Annotated in this window: 13 protein-coding genes, 1 tRNA gene and 2 pseudogenes; 8 read left to right on the top strand and 8 right to left on the bottom strand. The window is 76.2% G+C overall.

Annotated elements, in window-relative coordinates; translation table 11 throughout:
• Nucleotides 1-29: 29 nt before the first annotated feature.
• From tkt to AC1VL8_RS08725, 3 genes and pseudogenes are all read left to right on the top strand, one after another.
• The gene (gene tkt / locus AC1VL8_RS08735; protein WP_483074911.1) at nt 30-2,195 is read left to right on the top strand and encodes a transketolase; all 2,166 of its coding nucleotides are present in this window, start codon (nt 30-32) and stop codon (nt 2,193-2,195) included.
• Between the two features lie 291 nt (nt 2,196-2,486).
• Entirely contained in the window at nt 2,487-2,924 is a 438-nt protein-coding gene (gene nrdI, locus AC1VL8_RS08730) for a class Ib ribonucleoside-diphosphate reductase assembly flavoprotein NrdI (protein ID WP_389225812.1), read from the top strand.
• A gap of 83 nt (nt 2,925-3,007) precedes the next feature.
• Nucleotides 3,008-4,094 (top strand): annotated as a pseudogene (locus tag AC1VL8_RS08725) (DNA polymerase domain-containing protein).
• Between the two features lie 24 nt (nt 4,095-4,118).
• Here AC1VL8_RS08725 and AC1VL8_RS08720 read toward each other — a convergent pair.
• Nucleotides 4,119-4,952 carry a sulfurtransferase gene (locus tag AC1VL8_RS08720; RefSeq protein WP_483074910.1) on the bottom strand — a complete coding sequence of 278 codons (834 nt, stop codon included), beginning with the start codon at nt 4,950-4,952 and terminating at the stop codon, nt 4,119-4,121.
• A 252-nt stretch (nt 4,953-5,204) separates the two neighbouring features.
• Between AC1VL8_RS08720 and AC1VL8_RS08715 the strand changes: the two genes are divergently transcribed.
• The 3 genes from AC1VL8_RS08715 to AC1VL8_RS08705 are packed head-to-tail and all read left to right on the top strand — an operon-like array spanning nt 5,205 to nt 9,873.
• A complete protein-coding gene (locus AC1VL8_RS08715) occupies nt 5,205-6,227 on the top strand; it encodes a 3-oxoacyl-ACP synthase III (protein ID WP_483074909.1) in 1,023 nt (340 codons plus the stop codon).
• Entirely contained in the window at nt 6,224-8,890 is a 2,667-nt protein-coding gene (locus AC1VL8_RS08710; RefSeq protein ID WP_483074908.1) for an alpha/beta fold hydrolase, read from the top strand. Before AC1VL8_RS08715 ends, AC1VL8_RS08710 begins: the two co-directional genes overlap by 4 nt.
• A complete protein-coding gene (locus tag AC1VL8_RS08705) occupies nt 8,887-9,873 on the top strand; it encodes an NAD-dependent epimerase/dehydratase family protein (protein ID WP_483074907.1) in 987 nt (328 codons plus the stop codon). The genes AC1VL8_RS08710 and AC1VL8_RS08705 overlap by 4 nt, the downstream gene beginning before the upstream one ends.
• Before the next feature lie 8 nt (nt 9,874-9,881).
• On the opposite strand, the gene AC1VL8_RS08700 is transcribed toward AC1VL8_RS08705, so the two are convergent.
• Together AC1VL8_RS08700 and AC1VL8_RS08695 are read right to left on the bottom strand one after the other, a co-directional pair.
• A complete protein-coding gene (locus tag AC1VL8_RS08700; protein WP_483074906.1) occupies nt 9,882-10,175 on the bottom strand; it encodes a hypothetical protein in 294 nt (97 codons plus the stop codon).
• A gap of 82 nt (nt 10,176-10,257) precedes the next feature.
• Nucleotides 10,258-10,647 (bottom strand): VOC family protein, encoded by a 390-nt coding sequence (locus tag AC1VL8_RS08695; RefSeq protein ID WP_483074905.1) that lies wholly within the window; start codon nt 10,645-10,647, stop codon nt 10,258-10,260.
• Between the two features lie 136 nt (nt 10,648-10,783).
• On the opposite strand from AC1VL8_RS08695, the gene AC1VL8_RS08690 reads away from it, so the two are divergent.
• Nucleotides 10,784-11,098, top strand: coding sequence for an STAS domain-containing protein (locus AC1VL8_RS08690; protein WP_483074904.1), 315 nt, complete (start codon nt 10,784-10,786; stop codon nt 11,096-11,098).
• A gap of 49 nt (nt 11,099-11,147) precedes the next feature.
• Here AC1VL8_RS08690 and AC1VL8_RS08685 read toward each other — a convergent pair.
• From AC1VL8_RS08685 to tmk, 4 genes and pseudogenes are all read right to left on the bottom strand, one after another.
• Nucleotides 11,148-11,220 (bottom strand) — tRNA-Thr (locus AC1VL8_RS08685).
• 90 nt (nt 11,221-11,310) lie between these two features.
• On the bottom strand, nt 11,311-12,843 hold the full coding sequence (locus AC1VL8_RS08680; protein WP_483074903.1) for an alpha/beta hydrolase: 1,533 nt from the start codon (nt 12,841-12,843) through the stop codon (nt 11,311-11,313).
• A 30-nt stretch (nt 12,844-12,873) separates the two neighbouring features.
• Nucleotides 12,874-14,009: pseudogene (locus AC1VL8_RS08675) on the bottom strand (DNA polymerase III subunit delta').
• Complete coding sequence (gene tmk / locus AC1VL8_RS08670) at nt 14,006-14,683, bottom strand: dTMP kinase (RefSeq protein WP_483074902.1); 678 nt, start codon at nt 14,681-14,683, stop codon at nt 14,006-14,008. Before tmk ends, AC1VL8_RS08675 begins: the two are co-directional and overlap by 4 nt.
• A gap of 75 nt (nt 14,684-14,758) precedes the next feature.
• Between tmk and AC1VL8_RS08665 the strand changes: the two genes are divergently transcribed.
• Nucleotides 14,759-16,525, top strand: coding sequence for a GAF domain-containing SpoIIE family protein phosphatase (locus AC1VL8_RS08665; RefSeq protein WP_389225768.1), 1,767 nt, complete (start codon nt 14,759-14,761; stop codon nt 16,523-16,525).
• Between the two features lie 25 nt (nt 16,526-16,550).
• Here AC1VL8_RS08665 and AC1VL8_RS08660 read toward each other — a convergent pair whose 3' ends face one another.
• Entirely contained in the window at nt 16,551-17,555 is a 1,005-nt protein-coding gene (locus AC1VL8_RS08660; protein ID WP_483074901.1) for a Gfo/Idh/MocA family protein, read from the bottom strand.
• Nucleotides 17,556-17,645: the final 90 nt, after the last annotated feature.

The following is a 17,645-nucleotide window of genomic DNA, read 5'->3' as shown; positions in this document are numbered from 1 at the left end:
CGCCGAGGTCCGGGCGGAAATGAGGTGCGGTGAACGCGAAGGCTCCCCTGGCCCAGCAGGTCGGATGGACCGAGCTCGACGTCAAGGCCGTCGACACGGTGCGTGTCCTGGCCGCCGACGCCGTCGAGAAGGTCGGCAACGGCCACCCCGGTACGGCGATCAGCCTGGCCCCGGCCGCGTACCTGCTCTACCAGAACGTGCTGCGGCACGACCCGGCCGACCCGCACTGGCTGGGCCGCGACCGGTTCATCCTGTCCGCGGGCCACTCCTCGCTGACCCAGTACATCCAGCTGTACCTCGCCGGCTTCGGGCTCGAGCTCGAGGACATCGAGGCGCTGCGCACCTGGGGCTCCAAGACCCCCGGCCACCCGGAGTACAAGCACACCGATGGTGTCGAGATCACCACCGGCCCCCTCGGCCAGGGCATCTCCTCCGCGGTCGGCTTCGCGATGGCGGCCCGCCGCGAGCGCGGCCTGCTCGACCCCGAGGCGGCCCCGGGCACCAGCCCGTTCGACCACTTCGTCTACACGATCTGCTCCGACGGCGACCTGCAGGAGGGCGTCTCCTCCGAGGCCTCGTCCGTCGCCGGCACGCAGAAGCTCGGCAACCTCATCGCGATCTGGGACGACAACCACATCTCGATCGAGGGCGACACCGAGATCGCGTTCACCGAGGACGTCCTCAAGCGCTACGAGGCGTACGGCTGGCACGTCCAGTTCGTCGACTGGACCGAGGGTGGCGAGTACACGGAGAACGTGGACGCGCTGCACGCCGCGATCGAGGCCGCCAAGGCCGTCACCGACCGCCCGTCGTTCATCGGCCTGCGGACGATCATCGCCTGGCCGTCGCCGACCAAGCAGAACACGCACGGCTCGCACGGCTCCAAGCTCGGCACCGACGAGGTCAAGGGCCTCAAGGAGGCCGTCGGCTTCGACCCCGAGAAGTCCTTCGACGTGGCCCCCGAGGTCATCGCGCACACCCGCAAGGCCCTCGAGCGCGGCAAGGCGTACCAGGCCGAGTGGGCCGTCGGCTTCGACGCCTGGAAGGCCGCGAACCCGGAGCGCGCCGCCCTGCTGGAGCGCCTGCGCGCCGGCGAGCTGCCGGCCGGCTGGGCCGACGCCCTGCCGACGTTCCCCGCCGGCAAGGCCGTCGCCACCCGCGCCGCCTCCGGCGAGGTCCTCTCGGCCCTCGCGCCGGTGCTGCCCGAGCTGTGGGGCGGCTCCGCCGACCTCGCCGGCTCGAACAACACCACCATGAAGGGTGAGCCGTCCTTCATCCCCGCCGAGCGCTCCACGCACGAGTTCGCGGGCGACCAGTACGGCCGCACGCTGCACTTCGGCATCCGCGAGCACGGCATGGGCGCGATCCTGTCGGGCATCGCCCTGCACGGCCTCACCCGCGCGTACGGCGGCACGTTCTTCACGTTCTCCGACTACATGCGCGGCTCCGTCCGCCTCGCCGCCCTCATGGGCGTCCCGGCGATCTACGTGTGGACGCACGACTCCATCGGCCTCGGCGAGGACGGCCCGACCCACCAGCCGGTCGAGCACCTCACCGCCGTCCGCGCGATCCCCGGCCTCGCCGTGGTCCGCCCGGCCGACGCCAACGAGACCGCGCAGGCGTGGAAGACCATCCTCGAGCGCACCGACGGCCCCGCCGCGCTCATCCTCACCCGGCAGAACGTCCCCACGTTCCCCCGCGGCGAGGAGGGCTACGCGTCCGCCGAGGGCGTCGCCCGCGGTGCGTACACGCTGCTCGACGCGTCCACCGGCACGCCGCAGGTCATCCTGATCGGCACCGGCTCCGAGGTGCAGCTGGCCGTCGCGGCCCGCGAGCAGCTCGAGGCCGCCGGCGTCCCCACCCGCGTGGTGTCGGCGCCGTCGCTGGAGTGGTTCGCCGAGCAGGACGAGGCCTACCGCGAGTCGGTGCTCCCGTCCTCGGTGAAGGCCCGCGTCTCCGTCGAGGCCGGCATCGCGCTGTCCTGGTGGAAGATCCTCGGCGACGCCGGCCGCGCCGTCTCGCTCGAGCACTACGGCGCCTCCGCGGCGTACGAGACGCTCTACCAGGAGTTCGGCATCACGGCGGACGCCGTGGTCGCCGCCGCGCACGAGTCGATCGCGGCCGCCGCGGGTGGATCCACGCCGGGCTCCGACTCCGACGCCCCCACGGCGTCCGGCACGGGCGACCAGCTCTGACGCACGCCTGACGCAGCACGGCGACGGCCGGGACCCCCACGGGGGCCCCGGCCGTCGCCGCACCCGCACCCCGCACCCCGCACCCCGACGAGAGGTCACGACACGCTGGCCGCGCCGTCCCGCGCCCGGCGTGTCGTGACCTCTCGTCGCCGAGATGGCGATGCTCGCCTGCGTGAGGGCGGGGGCGCAGAGGCGGGGGCTGTCATCTCGGCGGGGGTGCGGGGGCGGGGTGGACGTGGGTCGGGACCTTCGTCCTCCGGGGGCGCGGGGTGGGGCGGGTTGAGTCGGGGCGTGAGCCGGCAGACCCCCGTGTACTACTACTCCTCCGCGTCCGGCGTCGTCCGGTCGTTCGCCGAGCGGCTCGGGCGGCCGGTGTTCAACCTCGCCGAGCGGGACGTGCGGCACACCGAGGTCGACGGCCCGTGGGTGCTGCTCACGCCCTCGTACAAGACCGGCAACGACCGGAACGACACGATCCCCGAGGGCGTCCGCCGGTTCCTCCGGTCTCCGGTGAACCGCCGCCGGATGGTCGGCGTGATGGGCTCCGGGAACCGGAACTTCGGCCGGTACTACCAGATGGCCGCCCGCCAGATCGCGGAGCAGTCCCGGCGGCCGGTGCTGTTCGAGTTCGAGATCGCCGGCACGCCGTGGGACGTCCAGGAGTGCGCGCGGATCCTCGCGGAGCTCGACGCCGCGCTCGAAGCGGACGGGCACGCGCCCGCCGCCTGACGCGGCGCCTGACCCGCCGACCCGACCCGCCGACCTGGCCCGCGACCCGTGCGCGGGCGGGCGCCCCGCCCTACGGTGGGCCCATGAGCCCCTCGAAGGTGCCCGCGGTGGAGATCGACGTGCGCGGCCGCACGGTCCGGGTGTCCAGCCCCGACAAGGTGTACTTCGCGGACCGGGGCATCACCAGCTTCCAGGTGGTCGAGTACTACCTCGCGGTCGGCGACGGCATCCTCGGTGCGCTGCGCGACCGGCCGACGACGCTCGAGCGCTGGCCGCGCGGCTGGTTCGAGGGCGCCCGGCTGTCGACCCGGATGGACAACAAGGGCGACGCGTTCTTCCAGAAGCGGGTGCCGCAGGGCGCGCCGGACTACGTCGGGTCGACGACCATCACGTTCCCGTCGGGCCGCACCGCCGACGAGGTCACCCCCACGGAGCTTCGCCGTCGTCGCGTGGGCCGCGAACCTGGGGACGCTGACGTTCCACCCCTGGCCGGTCACGAGCGCCGACGTCGAGGCACCGGACCAGCTGCGGATCGACCTCGACCCGCAGCCGGGCACGGACTTCGACGACGCCGCACGGGTCGCGCCGCACGTCCGGGAGGTCCTCGCCGAGCACGGTCTCACCGGCTACCCGAAGACGTCGGGCGGGCGCGGCATCCACGTGTTCGTGCCCATCGAGCCCCGGTGGACGTTCACGCAGTGCCGCCGGGCGACGATCGCCGTCGGGCGCGAGCTCGAGCGCCGGCTGCCGGGGCAGGTCACGACGAAGTGGTGGAAGGAGGAGCGCGGCGAGGCGATCTTCGTCGACTACAACCAGATGGCCCGCGACCGCACGATCGCGTCCGCGTACTCGGTGCGCCCGAACCGCCGCGCGACGGTCTCGGCCCCGCTGCGCTGGGACGAGGTCCCCGACGTGCACCCGGACGACTTCGACGTGACGACGATGCCCGCGCGGTTCGCCGAGGTCGGCGACCTGCTCGCGCCGCTCGTCGCGGGTGCCGCGGACCGCGGGTCGCTGGACGGCCTGCTGGAGCTCGCCGCGAAGGACGAGCGGGACCACGGCCTCGGCGACCTGCCGTACCCGCCGGAGTACCCGAAGATGCCGGGCGAGCCGAAGCGGGTCCAGCCGAGCAAGGACCGCGACCGCCCGCAGGCGGCCCCCGCGGACTGAGCCCCGCCCGGCCGCGGCGGGAGGTCAGGCGCCGGTGGCCGCCTCGCGGGACGGGTCGTTGGACCACTGGGACCAGGAGCCGGGGTACAGGACGGGGTTCCGGCCGGCCAGGACGATCGCCGCCGCCTCGTGCGCCGCGGTGACGCCGGACCCGCAGTACACCGCGACGTCGCCGCCCTCGGGCACGCCCAGCGCGGCGAACCGCGCCGTGAGGGCGTCGGGGGCGAGGAACCGGCCGTCCGCGTCGAGGTTGTCGGCCGTCGGGGCGCTCACGGCGCCGGGGATGTGACCGGCGCGCGGGTCGACGGGCTCGACCTCACCGCGGAACCGCTCGGCCGCCCGGGCGTCGAGCAGCACCCCGTCGGCCGCCCACGCCGCGGCCCCGTCGGCGTCGACCGTCGGCAGCTGCCCGCCGGTCAGGACGACGTCACCGGGCTCGACCGTGACGTCCCCGGGCTCGACCGCGCCGCCCGCCGCGACCCACGCCGGCAGGCCGCCGTCGAGGATCCGCACGTCCGCCACCCCCGCCCAGCGCAGCAGCCACCACGCGCGCGCCGCCGACGTGGCGCCGGTGTCGTCGTAGACCACGACCCGCTCACCCGCCCGCAGCCCCCACCGGCGTGCGGCGGCCTGCAGGTCGGCGACGTCGGGCAGCGGGTGCCGGCCGTCGGCGGCGCTCGGCGGGGCGGCGAGCTCGGCGTCCAGGTCGACGAACACCGCACCCGGCAGGTGACCCGCCCGGTGGGCCTCGACGCCGGGCGGACCGCCGAGCTGCCAGCGGACGTCGAGCAGGCGGGGCGGGCGCGGCCCGGCGAGCTCGGCGGCGAGGGCGGGCGCGGTCACGAGGACGTCGGTCATGCCGTCCACGCTACGTCGCGGCCCTGGTCACGGGCGAGGCCCCCGCGCCACGTGGCCCAGGCCACGCCGTCGTGCTGGAACACCGGGGCCCGCTCGCCCGTTCCCCTCCTGGAGCCCCCGCAGGCGGACCTGCGAGCGCCGACCGCCGCTGCCGCAGTCCCTCTCGTGGCGCGCGACGTGCCGCGGTGCCGCATGCTGGCGTCCTCGCCACATCCTGCGAGCCCTGCTCGCGCCGTCGCCTCTGGAGCCTGTGTGTCCGGTAACGCCACCACCCGGTTCGGGAACGTCTCGCTGCTGTCCGTCGCGAGCCGCCTCCCGAGCCGCATCACCACGTCCGCCGAGATCCAGGAGCGCCTGGGGTCGGCGCTGCGCCGGCTCCGGCTGCCGCGCACGGTCCTCGAGCGCGTCGCGGGCGTGACCGAGCGTCGCAACTGGGCGGACGGCGAGGACGCGGACAGCGCGACGGTGGCGGCCGGGCGGGAGGCGCTGCGGGACGCGGCGGTGAACCCCGCGGACGTGGGCCTGCTGGTGAACACCTCGGTGACCCGCAAGCACCTGGAGCCGTCGGTGGCGGTGCGGCTGCACCACGAGATCGGGCTGCCGAGCTCCGCGGTGAACTTCGACATCGCGAACGCGTGCCTCGGGTTCGTCAACGGCATGAGCCTCGCGGCGACGATGATCGAGGCCGGCCAGATCCGGTACGCGGTCGTCGTGAACGGCGAGGACGCGGACGACATCCAGCGCACGACGATCGACCGGCTGCTGCGCCCGGAGGTGGGCCGCGAGGACTTCATGCAGGAGTTCGCCACGCTGACCCTGGGGTCCGGCTCGGCGGCGGCGGTCCTGGGACGCACGGACGAGAACCCGGGCGGGCACCGGCTGCTCGGTGGCGTGACCCGCGCCGCGACGCAGTTCCACGACCTGTGCGTCGGCAGCACCGACGGCATGTTCACCGACGCCCGGGCGCTGCTCGAGGGCGGCCTCGACCTGGTGACGGACGCCTGGCACGAGGCGGCGGGCGACTGGGACTGGGACGCGATGGACCGCTACATCACGCACCAGGTGTCCCGCGTGCACACCGACGCGATCGTCAAGGCCGTCGGCCTGGACCGCAAGCGCGTCCCGACGACGTTCCCGCACCTGGGCAACGTCGGCCCCGCGTCGATCCCGATCACCCTGGTCGAGGAGCAGGACGCGCTGCGCGCCGGCGACCGGGTGCTGCTGATGGGCGTCGGGTCGGGCATCAACACCGCGATGATGGAGCTGCAGTGGTGAGCGGGTCCGCCCCGCTCCCCGTCCGTCCCGCCACCCACGCCCCCACCGGGCTGCCCGGCCTCGACGCGCGGTTCAGCCAGGTGCTGGCCGTCGACGGCGCCGACGGGTCGCTGGGCCCGGGGGTGCCCGTCTGGCACTACCTCGACACCGGCCCGGAGCTCGCCGCGCGCGGGATCGAGCCGGTCGGCACGGTGCTCGCCGTGCACGGCAACCCCACCTGGTCCTACCTGTGGCGCGACCTCCTGACGGCGAGCGTCGACGCCGCCGCGGCGGGCGGCCCCGCGTGGCGCGTCGTCGCGGTCGACCAGCTCGACATGGGCTTCTCCGCGCGGACCGGCCGGCACCGCACGCTGGCCGAGCGGGTGCGCGACCTCGCCGCGTTCACCGACGCGCTGGGCCTCGACGGCCCGGTCACCGTCCTCGGGCACGACTGGGGCGGGGTCGTCGCGATGGGCTGGGCGGTCGACCACCCCGGCCGCCTCGCGGGCGTCGCCCTGCTGAACACCGCGGTCGCGCACCCCGACGGCGACGCGATCCCCGCCCCGCTGCGCGCCGCGACCGCCGGCCCCGTGCTGCGGCTGGCGACCAGCACCACCCGCGCGTTCCTGGAGACCACACTGGCGATCGCGCGCCCCCCGCTGGTCCGCGAGGTCGCCGACGCCTACCGGGCGCCCTACCGGTACGCCGACGACCGGCACGGCATCGAGGGGTTCGTCGCCGACATCCCCGCGCCGTCGTCGCACCCCAGCGCGCCCGAGCTGCACCGGATCGCCGCGGGCGTCGCCCGCCTCGACGTCCCCGCGCTGCTGCTGTGGGGGCCGCGCGACCCGGTGTTCCGGGACCGCTACCTCGACGACCTGCTGGACCGGCTGCCGCACGCCCGGGTGCACCGGTACGAGGGCGCCGGTCACCTGGTGGCCGAGGACGTCGACTGGGCACCCGCGCTGCTCGCGTGGTTGACGGAGGAGGTCGCGGGCACCCCCGCGCCCGCCGACGCCGCTGCCGACGCCACCGCCGACGACCGTCCCGCGTCCGCCCCGCTGTGGGCCGCCCTCGACGCCCGCGCCGACGACCCCGGCCCCGCGGTCCTCGACATGGCCGCGGCCGACGGCCCGCGCACCGTCAGCTGGCGGCTGCTGGCCCGCCAGGTGCGGCGCATCGCCGCGGGCCTGCACGCGGTCGGCGTCCGCCGCGGGGACCGGGTGTCGCTGCTGGTCCAGCCGGGGCCGACGCTCACCGCCCTGGTCTACGCGTGCCTGCGGATCGGCGCGGTGGTCGTGGTCGCCGACGCCGGTCTCGGCCCGCGCGGCCTGACCCGCGCCCAGCGGGGCGCGCAGCCCGACTGGGTGATCGGCCAGACGAAGGGCCTCGCCGCGGCGCGCGCCCTCGGCTGGCCGGGGGTGCGGATCGCCGCCGACGTCCTGCCGCCCGCTGCCCGCCGCGCCCTGGGCGTCACGCACCTGCTGGTCGACGTCGCCGACGCCGGCCGCGACGAGGTGCTGCCGCCGGAGCCCGCCCCGGGCGACGACGCCGCGGTGCTGTTCACCTCCGGCTCGACGGGCCCCGCGAAGGGCGTGCTGTACACGCACGCGCAGCTCTCGGCGCTGCGCGACGTGCTGCGCGACCACTTCGACGTGCGTCCGGACACCGGGCTCGTCACCGGGTTCGCCCCGTTCGCGCTGCTGGGCCCTGCGCTCGGCACCCGCTCGGTGACCCCGGACATGGACGTCTCCGCGCCCCGCACGCTGACCGCCCGCGCGGTCGCCGCCGCGGTGCGCGCCTCGGACGGGGCGATCGTGTTCCTGTCCCCCGCCGCGATCCTCAACGTCGTCGCCACCGCGCCGGCGCTGGACGACGACGACCGCGCTGCCCTCGGCCGGGTCCGGACGTTCCTGTCGACCGGCGCCCCGATCGGCGCCGGTCTGCTGGGCTCCGCCGCCGAGCTGATGCCCGCGGCGAGCGCGCACACCCCGTACGGGATGACCGAGTGCCTGCTGGTCACGGACATCACGCTGGACGGCATCCGCGAGGCCGCCACCGCCCCCGACGCCGGGGTGTGCGTCGGCCGCCCGGTCGGCCCGGGCGAGGTGCTGGTCGGCGCGCTCGACGCCGACGGGGCCGCGACCGGGACTCCCGCGTCGACCCCCGGCGTGCTCGGCGAGGTCCTGGTCCGGGCCCCGCACCTCAAGCAGCGCTACGACCGGCTGTGGCTCACGGACCGCGCCGCCGAGCGCGACACCCCGCCGGGCCGCTGGCACCGCACCGGCGACGTCGGGCACCTCGACGCCGACGGCCGGCTGTGGATCGAGGGGCGGCTCGCGCACGTGCTCGTGACCGCCGACGGCCCCCTCGCGCCGGTCGGACCGGAGCAGCACGTCGAGCGCGTCGCCGGGGTCCGCCGGGCCGCGGTCGTCGGGGTCGGTCCGGCGGGCGTCCAGCAGCCGGTCGCGGTCGTCGAGACCGTCCTCGGCGTCCGGCGCGCGGGCCTCGCGCCCGCGTCCCTGGCCGCCGCGGTCCGCACCGAGTCGCCGGTGCCCCTCGCCGCGGTCCTGGTGGTGCCCCGGATGCCCACGGACATCCGGCACAACTCGAAGATCGACCGGACGCGCCTCGCCGCCTGGGCGTCGCGCGTGCTGGCCGGCGGGCGGGTGGGCGCGCCGTGACCGTCCTGGTGACCGGGGCGTCCGGCCTGCTCGGCGGCGCCGTCGCGCGCGTGCTGGTCGAGCGCGGCCACGCGGTCCGCACCTTGCAGCGCCGTCCGTCGGGCGTCGCCGGGGCGCACGACGTCGCCGGGTCGATCACCGACCCGACCGCCGTCGCGGCGGCGGTCGACGGGGTGGACGCGGTGGTGCACCTCGCCGCCCGCGTGTCCCTCGCGGGCCCCGCGCAGGAGTTCGACACCGTGAACATCGGCGGCACGACCGTGCTGCTCGACGCCGCCGAGCGCGCGGGCGCCACCCGGTTCGTCCAGGTGTCGTCCCCGTCGGTCGCGCACGGCGGCAGCTCGCTCGTCGGCGTCGGCGCCGAACCCGCCGACCCCGCGCACGCCCGCGGCGACTACGCCCGCACCAAGGCCGCCGCCGAGCTGCTGGCCCTCGACCGCGACCGCGGCGACCTGCCCGGGGGCATGAGCGTCGTCGCCGTGCGCCCGCACCTCGTCTGGGGTCCCGGCGACGCCCAGCTCGTCGAGCGCGTGCTCGACCGCGCCGCCCGCGGCCGCCTCCCGCTGCTCGACCACGGCGGCGCGCTGATCGACACCCTGTACGTCGACAACGCCGCCGACGGCATCGCCGCGGCCCTCGACCGCGCCCCCGACGTGCACGGCCGCGCGTACGTGCTCACCAACGGCGAGCCGCGGACCGTCGCCGACCTGCTCACCGGCATCTGCCGCGCCGGCGGCGTCCGTCCCCCGGCGTGGCGGGTCCCCGCCGGGCTCGCCCGGACCGCGGGCGGACTGGTCGAGGCCGTCTGGCGGCTCCGACCCGGCACCGACGAGCCCCCGATGACCCGGTTCCTCGCGGAGCAGCTGTCGACGGCGCACTGGTTCGACCAGCGCGCGACCCGGGCGGACCTGCGGTGGACGCCGGCGATCGGCCTGGACGAGGGGTTCGCGCGGCTGGCGGCGCACTACCGCGGGCGGCGCTGACCGCCGCGTCAGCCCCGGAGCGGGACCCAGCGCGGCCCGTCGCGTCGCGCCACCGTGGCACGCCCGACCTCCGCCAGCTCGCGCACCCGGTCGAGCACCCGCCGCCCTACGCGCTCGGCGCCCGGGTCGCCCAGCGCGAGGAACCGCACGACGACGCGCGCCTCCCCCGCCACGACCGCCACGTCCTGCGCCTCGACCTTCGCGAGCTGCCGCGCAGCGGCCGCAGCCGCGGGCAGCACCGCCGCCGGGTCCGTGCCGGGGTGCAGCACGCCGACGGCCAGCGTCACGCGGTACGACGGCACCCGGGTCTCCCTCGGTCGGGCCGGGCGACGTGCACCGGCGGGCCGACCCTCTCACCGGCGCGGGCCCGTCCGCCAACCGGCGTCACATCGTGACCGACCCGTCCGCCCCGATCGTCCACGCCGGGTTGTGCGCGACCTCCCACACGTAGCCCTCCGGGTCGGCGAACGCGCCCGACGTCCCACCCCACTCCGCGCGCTCCGCGGCCCGCACGACCGACCCGCCCGCGGCCGCCGCGGCGTCCAGCACCGCCGACACGTCCGCCGCGGCGCGCACGTTGTACGCGAGCTCGACCCCGGGTGCGCCGCGGCCTGCCACCCCCGTCCAGAGCGCGAACACCATCCCGCCGGCCTGGAAGAACGCGACCTCGTCGTCCGGCCGCTGCGGGGCGGGCCACCCGAGCGCCTCGTAGAACGCGACCTCCCGGTCGAGGTCGTCGACACCGAGCGTGACCAGGCTGATGCGGGGCTCCATGCGCACCTTCCTACCGCGCCCGCGCGGTCCTCGCCCTGCGGCCGGCTGGCCGTCGCCATGCATCGGTGGCACGCTCGGAGCGCATCGCGTGGGGACCTGGCGCGGCACCGCACCGACCCGTGGAGGGCGGTCCCCGATGACGGCCGGCACCATCAGCGCCCGCGTCGACGGCAGCACGACCGTCGTCGTCCTGTCCGGCGAGATCGACGCGACGATGCGCGACCAGGCGAGCAGCGCCCTCGCAGACGCCGTGCGCGGCGGCGTCCCCGTCGTCGCCGACCTGGACGACGTCGCCTTCCTCGACTCCTCCGGGGTCGCGTTCCTGCTGCAGTGCCGCCGCGCCTGCGCCGAGCTCGGCGTCGGGTTCTCGGTCCGGAACGTCCCGCCGCGCGCGGCCGAGGTGCTGCGGGTGCTGGGGCTCGACGAGGTGCTCGGGGCGGGCGACGCGTGAGGCGCACGACAGAGGCCCAGGATCGAGATGATCCTGGGCCTCTGGTCTGAGCCGCCTAAGAGAATCGAACTCTTGACCTTCTCATTACGAGTGAGACGCTCTGCCGACTGAGCTAAGGCGGCACGTCTGCCATACCGGCGGACGGGCAGAGCCACTGTACCCGGCACACCGCGCGTCCTCCAAAGCGAGCGCGCGCGGCGTGCCGGGCGGGGTCAGCAGCGGGTGCCGTCGTCGGGGACGGTGCCGTCGAGCAGGTACGCGTCGACCGCGTCGCCGATGCACGCGTTGGACCGGCCGTAGGCGGTGTGGCCCTCGCCCTCGTAGGTGAGCAGGGTGCCGGAGTCGAGGGTCTCGGCGAGGCTCTGCGCCCAGGCGTACGGGGTGGCGGGGTCGTTGGTGGTGCCGACCACGAGGATCGGCGCGGCGCCCGCGGCGGAGTAGTCGTCGAGGCCGCCGGCCTCGGGGACGGGCCAGTTCGCGCAGATCACGCCGCCGTAGCCGAAGAAGTACCCGACGGTCGGCGCGGCCTGCTCGATCTCGGCGGCCTGGGCGCGCATCTCCGCGACGTCGGTGGTCCCACGGTCGTCCGCGCAGCCGATCGCCCAGAACGCCTGCATGGAGTTGCTGGCGTAGGTGCCGTCGTCGCTGCGGTCGTTGTAGAGGTCCGCGAGCCGGAGCAGCACCGAGCCGTCGCCGGACATCGCGGCGGACAGGCCCTGGGTGAGCGCGGGCCAGGACTGCTCGTTGTAGAGCGGCAGCGCGATGCCGCTGAACGCGAGCTGGCCGGTGAGCGACCGTCGGCCGTCGCCGGGCAGCGGGGACCGGCGGGCCTTGTCGAGCACGGACTTCACCTGCGCGAGGCCGTCCTCGACGTCGCCGCGCAGGGGGCACTGGGCGCCGGCCTGGCAGTCCTCGACGTAGGCGCGCAGGGCGGACTCGAACCCGGCGGCCTGGCCCGCGGACAGCTCGAGGGAGGACAGCGTGGGGTCGAGCGCGCCGTCGAGGACGAGGCGGCCGACGTTCTGCGGGAACAGGGCGGCGTAGGTGGCGCCGAGCTGCGTGCCGTAGGAGTAGCCGACGTAGGTGAGCGTGTCGTCGCCGAGCACGGCCCGCAGCACGTCCATGTCCTTCGCGGCGCTGACGGTGTCGACGTGCTCCAGGACGGGCCCCGAGCTCGCGAGGCAGGCGGCGCCGAACTCGCCGTACGCGGCCTCGGCGGCGGCGATGCCCTCGTCGGTGGCGAAGTCGAAGTCGGTCGACGTGATCGCGTCCATGCCGGGGCCGTCGACGCACTCGACCGGGGTGGACGCCGCGACGCCCCGCGGGTCGAAGCCGACGAGGTCGTAGCGCTCGACGACCTGCTTGCCGAACGACGGCACGGCGATGCTCGACAGCGCGTCGATCCCGGAGGCGCCGGGGCCGCCGGGGTTGATGAGCAGCGAGCCGAGCCGGTCGCCGGTCGCGACGTGCCGGCTGACGGCGATGTCGATCATCTCGCCCGTGGCGTCGTCGTAGTCCATCGGGACGACGAGCGTCGCGCACTCGAGGTCGCCGCACGCCTGCCAGTCGAGCTGCTGCGCGTACGCGCTGTCCAGGTCCACGACGGGTGCGGCGGAGGGGCGCTCGGTCACGGCGGTCTGCTGGCGCGGGCCGGTGCAGGCGACGAGGACCAGCGCGAGGACGGCCACGAGGGCGGCGGAGCGGGCGGGCAGCGCGGAGGACCGGGCTCTCGGGTCGGGAGTCACCGGACCACGGTAACGGTCCCGTCCGACACGTCAGGCCTGGGGCCGCAGGGCGATCAGCATGGCCTCGACGGCGAGCAGCGGCGCCACGTTCCCGTCGAGCCGGGTGCGGGCCTCCCCGATCGCGTCCATCCGCCGGACCGTGAGCTCGGGCGTCGTGGACTCCGCGATCGACCGGGCGGCCTCCTCGTGCTCGGCGTTGACGAGGTGCACCTCGGAGCCGAGCTGGAGCACCAGCACGTCGCGGTAGAACGACAGCAGGTCGATCATGGCGCGGTCGAGGACGTCGCGCTGCGCGCGGGTGGCGCGACGCTTCTGCTCCTCCTCGAGCTGCTTGACGGCGCCGCGCAGCGCGGGCGGCACGGTGGCCAGGCCCTCGGCGCCGAGCGACCGCAGCAGCTGCTGGCGCTCGACGGCGTCCCGCTCCTCGGTGGCGGCCTTCGCGTCGGCCTGCGCGGTCTCGACGAGCTCCCCGCGGCGAGCACCGCGTCGCCGACCCCGCGGACCCGCGGGGCGATGCGCAGCACGGCGGCGCGGCGGGCGCGGGCCTCGGGGTCGCGGGCGAGCCGACGCGCGACCCCCACGTGGGACTGCGCTGCCCGCGCGGCGACGAGCGCCACCTGCGGGTCCACGCCGTCGCGCCGGACCAGCAGCTCGGCGACGGCCTCGACCGGCGGCACCCGCAGCGCGACGGACCGGCTCCGGGAGCGCAGCGTGACGAGCACGTCCTGCGGGCTGGGCGCGCACAGCAGCCACACGGTGCGCGGCGGCGGCTCCTCGATGGCCTTGAGCAGGACGTTGCCGGAGGTCTCGTTCAGCCGGTCCGCGTCCTCGATGACGATGACCCGCCACCGGCCCTGCGACGGCGCGCGCTGCGCGAGCTCGACCAGGGGGCGCACGGTGTCCGCGCGGATGACGACGCCCTCGGTCGACACGAACGACACGTCCGGGTGGGTCCCCGCGAGGACCGTCGCGCACCCGGGGCTGCGCGGGTCGCCGGACGGGTCCTGCAGCGCGGCGGCGAACGCGCGCGCCGCGTTGGACCGCCCCGAGCCCGGCGGGCCGGTGAGCAGCCACGCGTGCGTCATCCGCGACGGGTCCGCGGCCGCCTCCCGGAGCACCGCGACGGCCGGCTCCTGCCCGACCACGTCGTCCCAGACGGTGCTCACGCGGCGTCCCCGTGCCCGGCGGTCGCGAGCAGCGCCTCGACCCGAGCCCGGACCTCGGCCGCGAGGTCGTCGACGGGTCGCGCGGCGTCCAGCACCAGCCACCGTCCCGGGTCCGCCGCGGCACGCGCGAGGAACGCCTCCCGGGTCCGCCGGTGGAACTCCGCGCCCGCGCTCTCCAGCCGGTCCGGCCGGTCGGGCCGCGCACGGAGCCGGTCCATGCCGGTCGCCGGGTCCAGGTCGAGCAGCACGGTCAGCGCGGGCAGCAGCCCACCCGTCGCCCACAGCGACAGGCCCTCGACCTCGTCGCCGCCGAGCTCGCGGCCGGTGCCCTGGTACGCCACGGAGGAGTCGAGGTACCGGTCCGTCACGACCACGGACCCCGCCTCGAGCGCAGGCCTCACCAGGGACGCGACGTGGTGCGCGCGGTCCGCGGCGTACAGCAGCGCCTCGGTGCGGGCGTCGATGTGCCCCCCGTGCAGGATCTCGCGGCGCAGCAGCCGCCCGAGCTCGGTGCCACCCGGCTCGCGGGTGAGCACCACGGTGCGCCCGGACGCGGTCAGCCACTCGCCGAGCAGGCGCGACTGGGTGGACTTCCCGCTGCCGTCGCCGCCCTCGAACGAGACGAACAACCCGCTCGGGGCGGTCACGGGCGGGGGCGGGGCGGGCAGCGTCACGGTCGTCAGGGTAACGACCCGGACCGACAGCGCCGTCGACTCCCCGCACACCCGTCGCGTTTGCCACACTGAGGCATGGCCACCCCGTGGGTCGAGAGCGACCTCCCGCTGCCGGCGGAGCCCTACCCGGGGGCCGACCCCGACCTGGAGCGGTTCGGCCGCCTGGTCGCCGGGCACCTCGGGGTGCCGGTCGCGATGGTCTCGGTCGTCACCCCCACCGAGGAGCTCATCCTCGGCGCCGTGGGGCTGCCCCCCGCGATCGACGCCGCCCGCCGGCTCCCGCTCACCCACGCCCTGTGCCTTGAGGTGGTCCGCACCGGCGCGCCGGTGGTCGTCGACGACGCGCGCGACCACGACGCCCTCGCCGCGCACGCCGCGGTCACCGACCTCGACGTCGTGGCGTACGCCGGCTGCCCGCTGCACGACGACGCCGGCCAGGTGGTCGGCTCGCTCTGCGCGATCGACTCGGTGCCCCGCCGCTGGACCGCGGACCAGCTCGACTACCTGGCCGACCTCGCGGCCGCGTGCAGCAGCGAGCTGCGGCTGCGTGCCGAGCGGGAGCGGGCGCAGCGCGCGCAGCACAAGGCGACCGACGCCGTCCGGCACAGCCGGCTGCTGCTGACGATGGCCGAGGCGTTCACCGCGGCCGCCACCGTCGACGAGGTGACCCGTGCGGTCTCCCGGGTCGGCGCGATCGGGCTCGGCGCGACCATGACCGGCGTCGCGCTGCTCGACCCCGACGCCCAGGGGCTCACCTACACCTCGCTGGAGGCGTTCGACGGCTACGGCTTCGAGTCGCTGCGGCACGCGCGCCTCACCGACGAGCGCCCGTCGACCCAGGTCGTCCGCACCCGCCTGCCGATGTACTTCCGCGACTGGGACGCGCTGCTCGCGCGGTTCCCGGCGGTCGCGCGCGACGTGCGCCGCGACCAGCCCGCGCCGCCCGGGGCGCTCGCCGTGCTGCCGCTGTCCTCCCGCGGGCGCGTCCTCGGCGTGCTCACCCTCGGCTGGCCAGGGCCGCGCGACTTCCAGCAGGAGAACCGCGAGGTCAAGGCCGCGCTCGCCGCGTACACCGCGCAGTCGCTGGAACGGGCGCTGCTGCTCGACCAGCGTCGCACCGTGGCACGGACGCTCCAGGACGCGATGCTGACCGAGCTTCCCCAGCCCGCCCGGTTCCGCCTCGCCGCCCGCTACCTCCCGGCGGCGCAGGCCGACCAGGTCGGCGGCGACTGGTACGACGGGCTGGTGCTGCCCGACGGCGACCTCGCGGTGATGGTCGGCGACGTCACCGGGCACGACATGGACGCCGCCGCCCGGATGGGCCAGCTGCGCTCCACCCTGCGCGCGTTCGCGTGGGACCGCCCGGACGCGTCCCCGTCGTCGTGGCTCGCCCGGCTCGACCGCGCCGTCGCCGGGCTCGGCCTCGCGACCGTCGCGAGCGCGCTCGCGGTGCGGTTCAGCACCCGCGACCAGGACGTGGTCCGCGCGCAGTGGTCCACCGCCGGCCACCTCCCGCCGGTGCTGGTCCGTCCCGGCGACGAGGGCCGGGTGCTGGACCGGCGGACCGACATGCTGCTCGGCGTCGACCCCGCGCGGGCCCGCGCCGACCACCACGCCGACCTGCGGCCCGGCGACACGCTGGTGCTCTACACCGACGGCCTGGTCGAGCGCCGCGGCGTGCCCCTGCCGGACGCGCTGGTGGGCCTCGCCCGGACGGCCGGCGGGCTCGCGGACCGGGAGCCGGAGCAGCTCGTCCGCGAGCTCGCCGCCGCCCTCGTGGACGGGCAGCCGGCCGACGACGTCGCGGTGCTCGCGGTCCGCGTCCTGCCGCCGACCCCCTGACGCCGCCGGGCCCGACGGGCCGCCCTCACTCCCCGGGGTAGACGACCCCGACCTGCGCGCGGACCTCGTCCATCGTGCGCAGCACACCGAGCGTGTCCGCCCACGACATCCGGGGGCTCTCGACCGCGCCCTCCGCGACGCGGCGCGCCACCTCCGCGGCCTCGTACTGCAGGCCGTGCGCGACGGGCTGGTCGAACGACCACGTCCGGCCGTCCCGGCGCTGCACGCGGAACGACGTCGGGGCGTAGAAGCTGCCCTCGACGGTGATGGTCCCCTCGGTGCCGCTGATCGCCGCGGTCGTCGGCGTCCGCGACCACAGCGTCGTCGTCAGCGCGGCCTGCGTGCGGTCCCCGTAGCTCAGGACGATCGCCAGCTGACCGTCGACACCGGTCTCGGTCAGCGCGCCGACCGACCGGATCGACGTGGGCACGCCCAGGAAGTCCTGCGCGAACGCCACCGGGTACACGCCGAGGTCGAGCAGCGCGCCGCCCGCGAGCGCCGGGTCGTACAGCCGGTGCGCCGGGTCGAACGGGAAGTACTGCCCGTGGTCGGCGTGCACGGAGACGATCTGGCCGATCTCCCCGGAGTCGATCACCTGGTGGATCGCGGCGACGTGCGGCAGGAACCGCGTCCACATCGCCTCCATCACGAACACCCCGGCGGCGCGGGCCGCGGCGAGCACCTCCTCGGCCTCGCGGGCGTTCCGGGTGAACGCCTTCTCCACCAGCACGTGCTTGCCGGCGGCGATGGCGAGCAGCGCGTGCTCGCGGTGCTCCGAGTGCGGGGTCGCGACGTACACGACGTCGACCTGCGGGTCCTCGACCAGGTCGCGGTACCCCAGGTGCGTCGTCGGGATGCCGTGGGCGGTGGCGAACCGCTCGGCGCGGGTGTGGTCGCGGGAGCCGACCGCGACCAGCTGGGCCCGGGTGCTGGACCGGACGGCGTCGGCGAACGCGGCGGCGATGCCGCCCGCACCCAGGATCCCCCAGCGGATCGGCGGCGCGGAGCGCGGGTCTTCGGTGAGTGCCATGCGCCGACCCTAGCGGCCGGTCCCGACGCAGGGACCTCCGTCCTCCTGCGCCGGTCGGTGCCGGTCCCTACGGTGGAGACGTCGGCCGAC

Source organism: Cellulomonas sp. KU4C (genome assembly GCF_056868065.1).
Note: the sequence above shows the minus strand (reverse complement) of the source record. Positions and strands in the feature narration are given on the sequence as shown.

Excerpts from the sequence above, each read along its gene's own strand:
- AC1VL8_RS08695 (WP_483074905.1), bottom strand. The coding sequence starts at position 10,647 with ATGGAGCCCCGCATCAGCCTGGTCACGCTCGGTGTCGACGACCTCGAC.
- AC1VL8_RS08665 (WP_389225768.1), top strand. The coding sequence starts at position 14,759 with ATGGCCACCCCGTGGGTCGAGAGCGACCTCCCGCTGCCGGCGGAGCCC.
- AC1VL8_RS08660 (WP_483074901.1), bottom strand. The coding sequence starts at position 17,555 with ATGGCACTCACCGAAGACCCGCGCTCCGCGCCGCCGATCCGCTGGGGG.
- AC1VL8_RS08690 (WP_483074904.1), top strand. The coding sequence starts at position 10,784 with ATGACGGCCGGCACCATCAGCGCCCGCGTCGACGGCAGCACGACCGTC.
- AC1VL8_RS08720 (WP_483074910.1), bottom strand. The coding sequence starts at position 4,952 with ATGACCGACGTCCTCGTGACCGCGCCCGCCCTCGCCGCCGAGCTCGCC.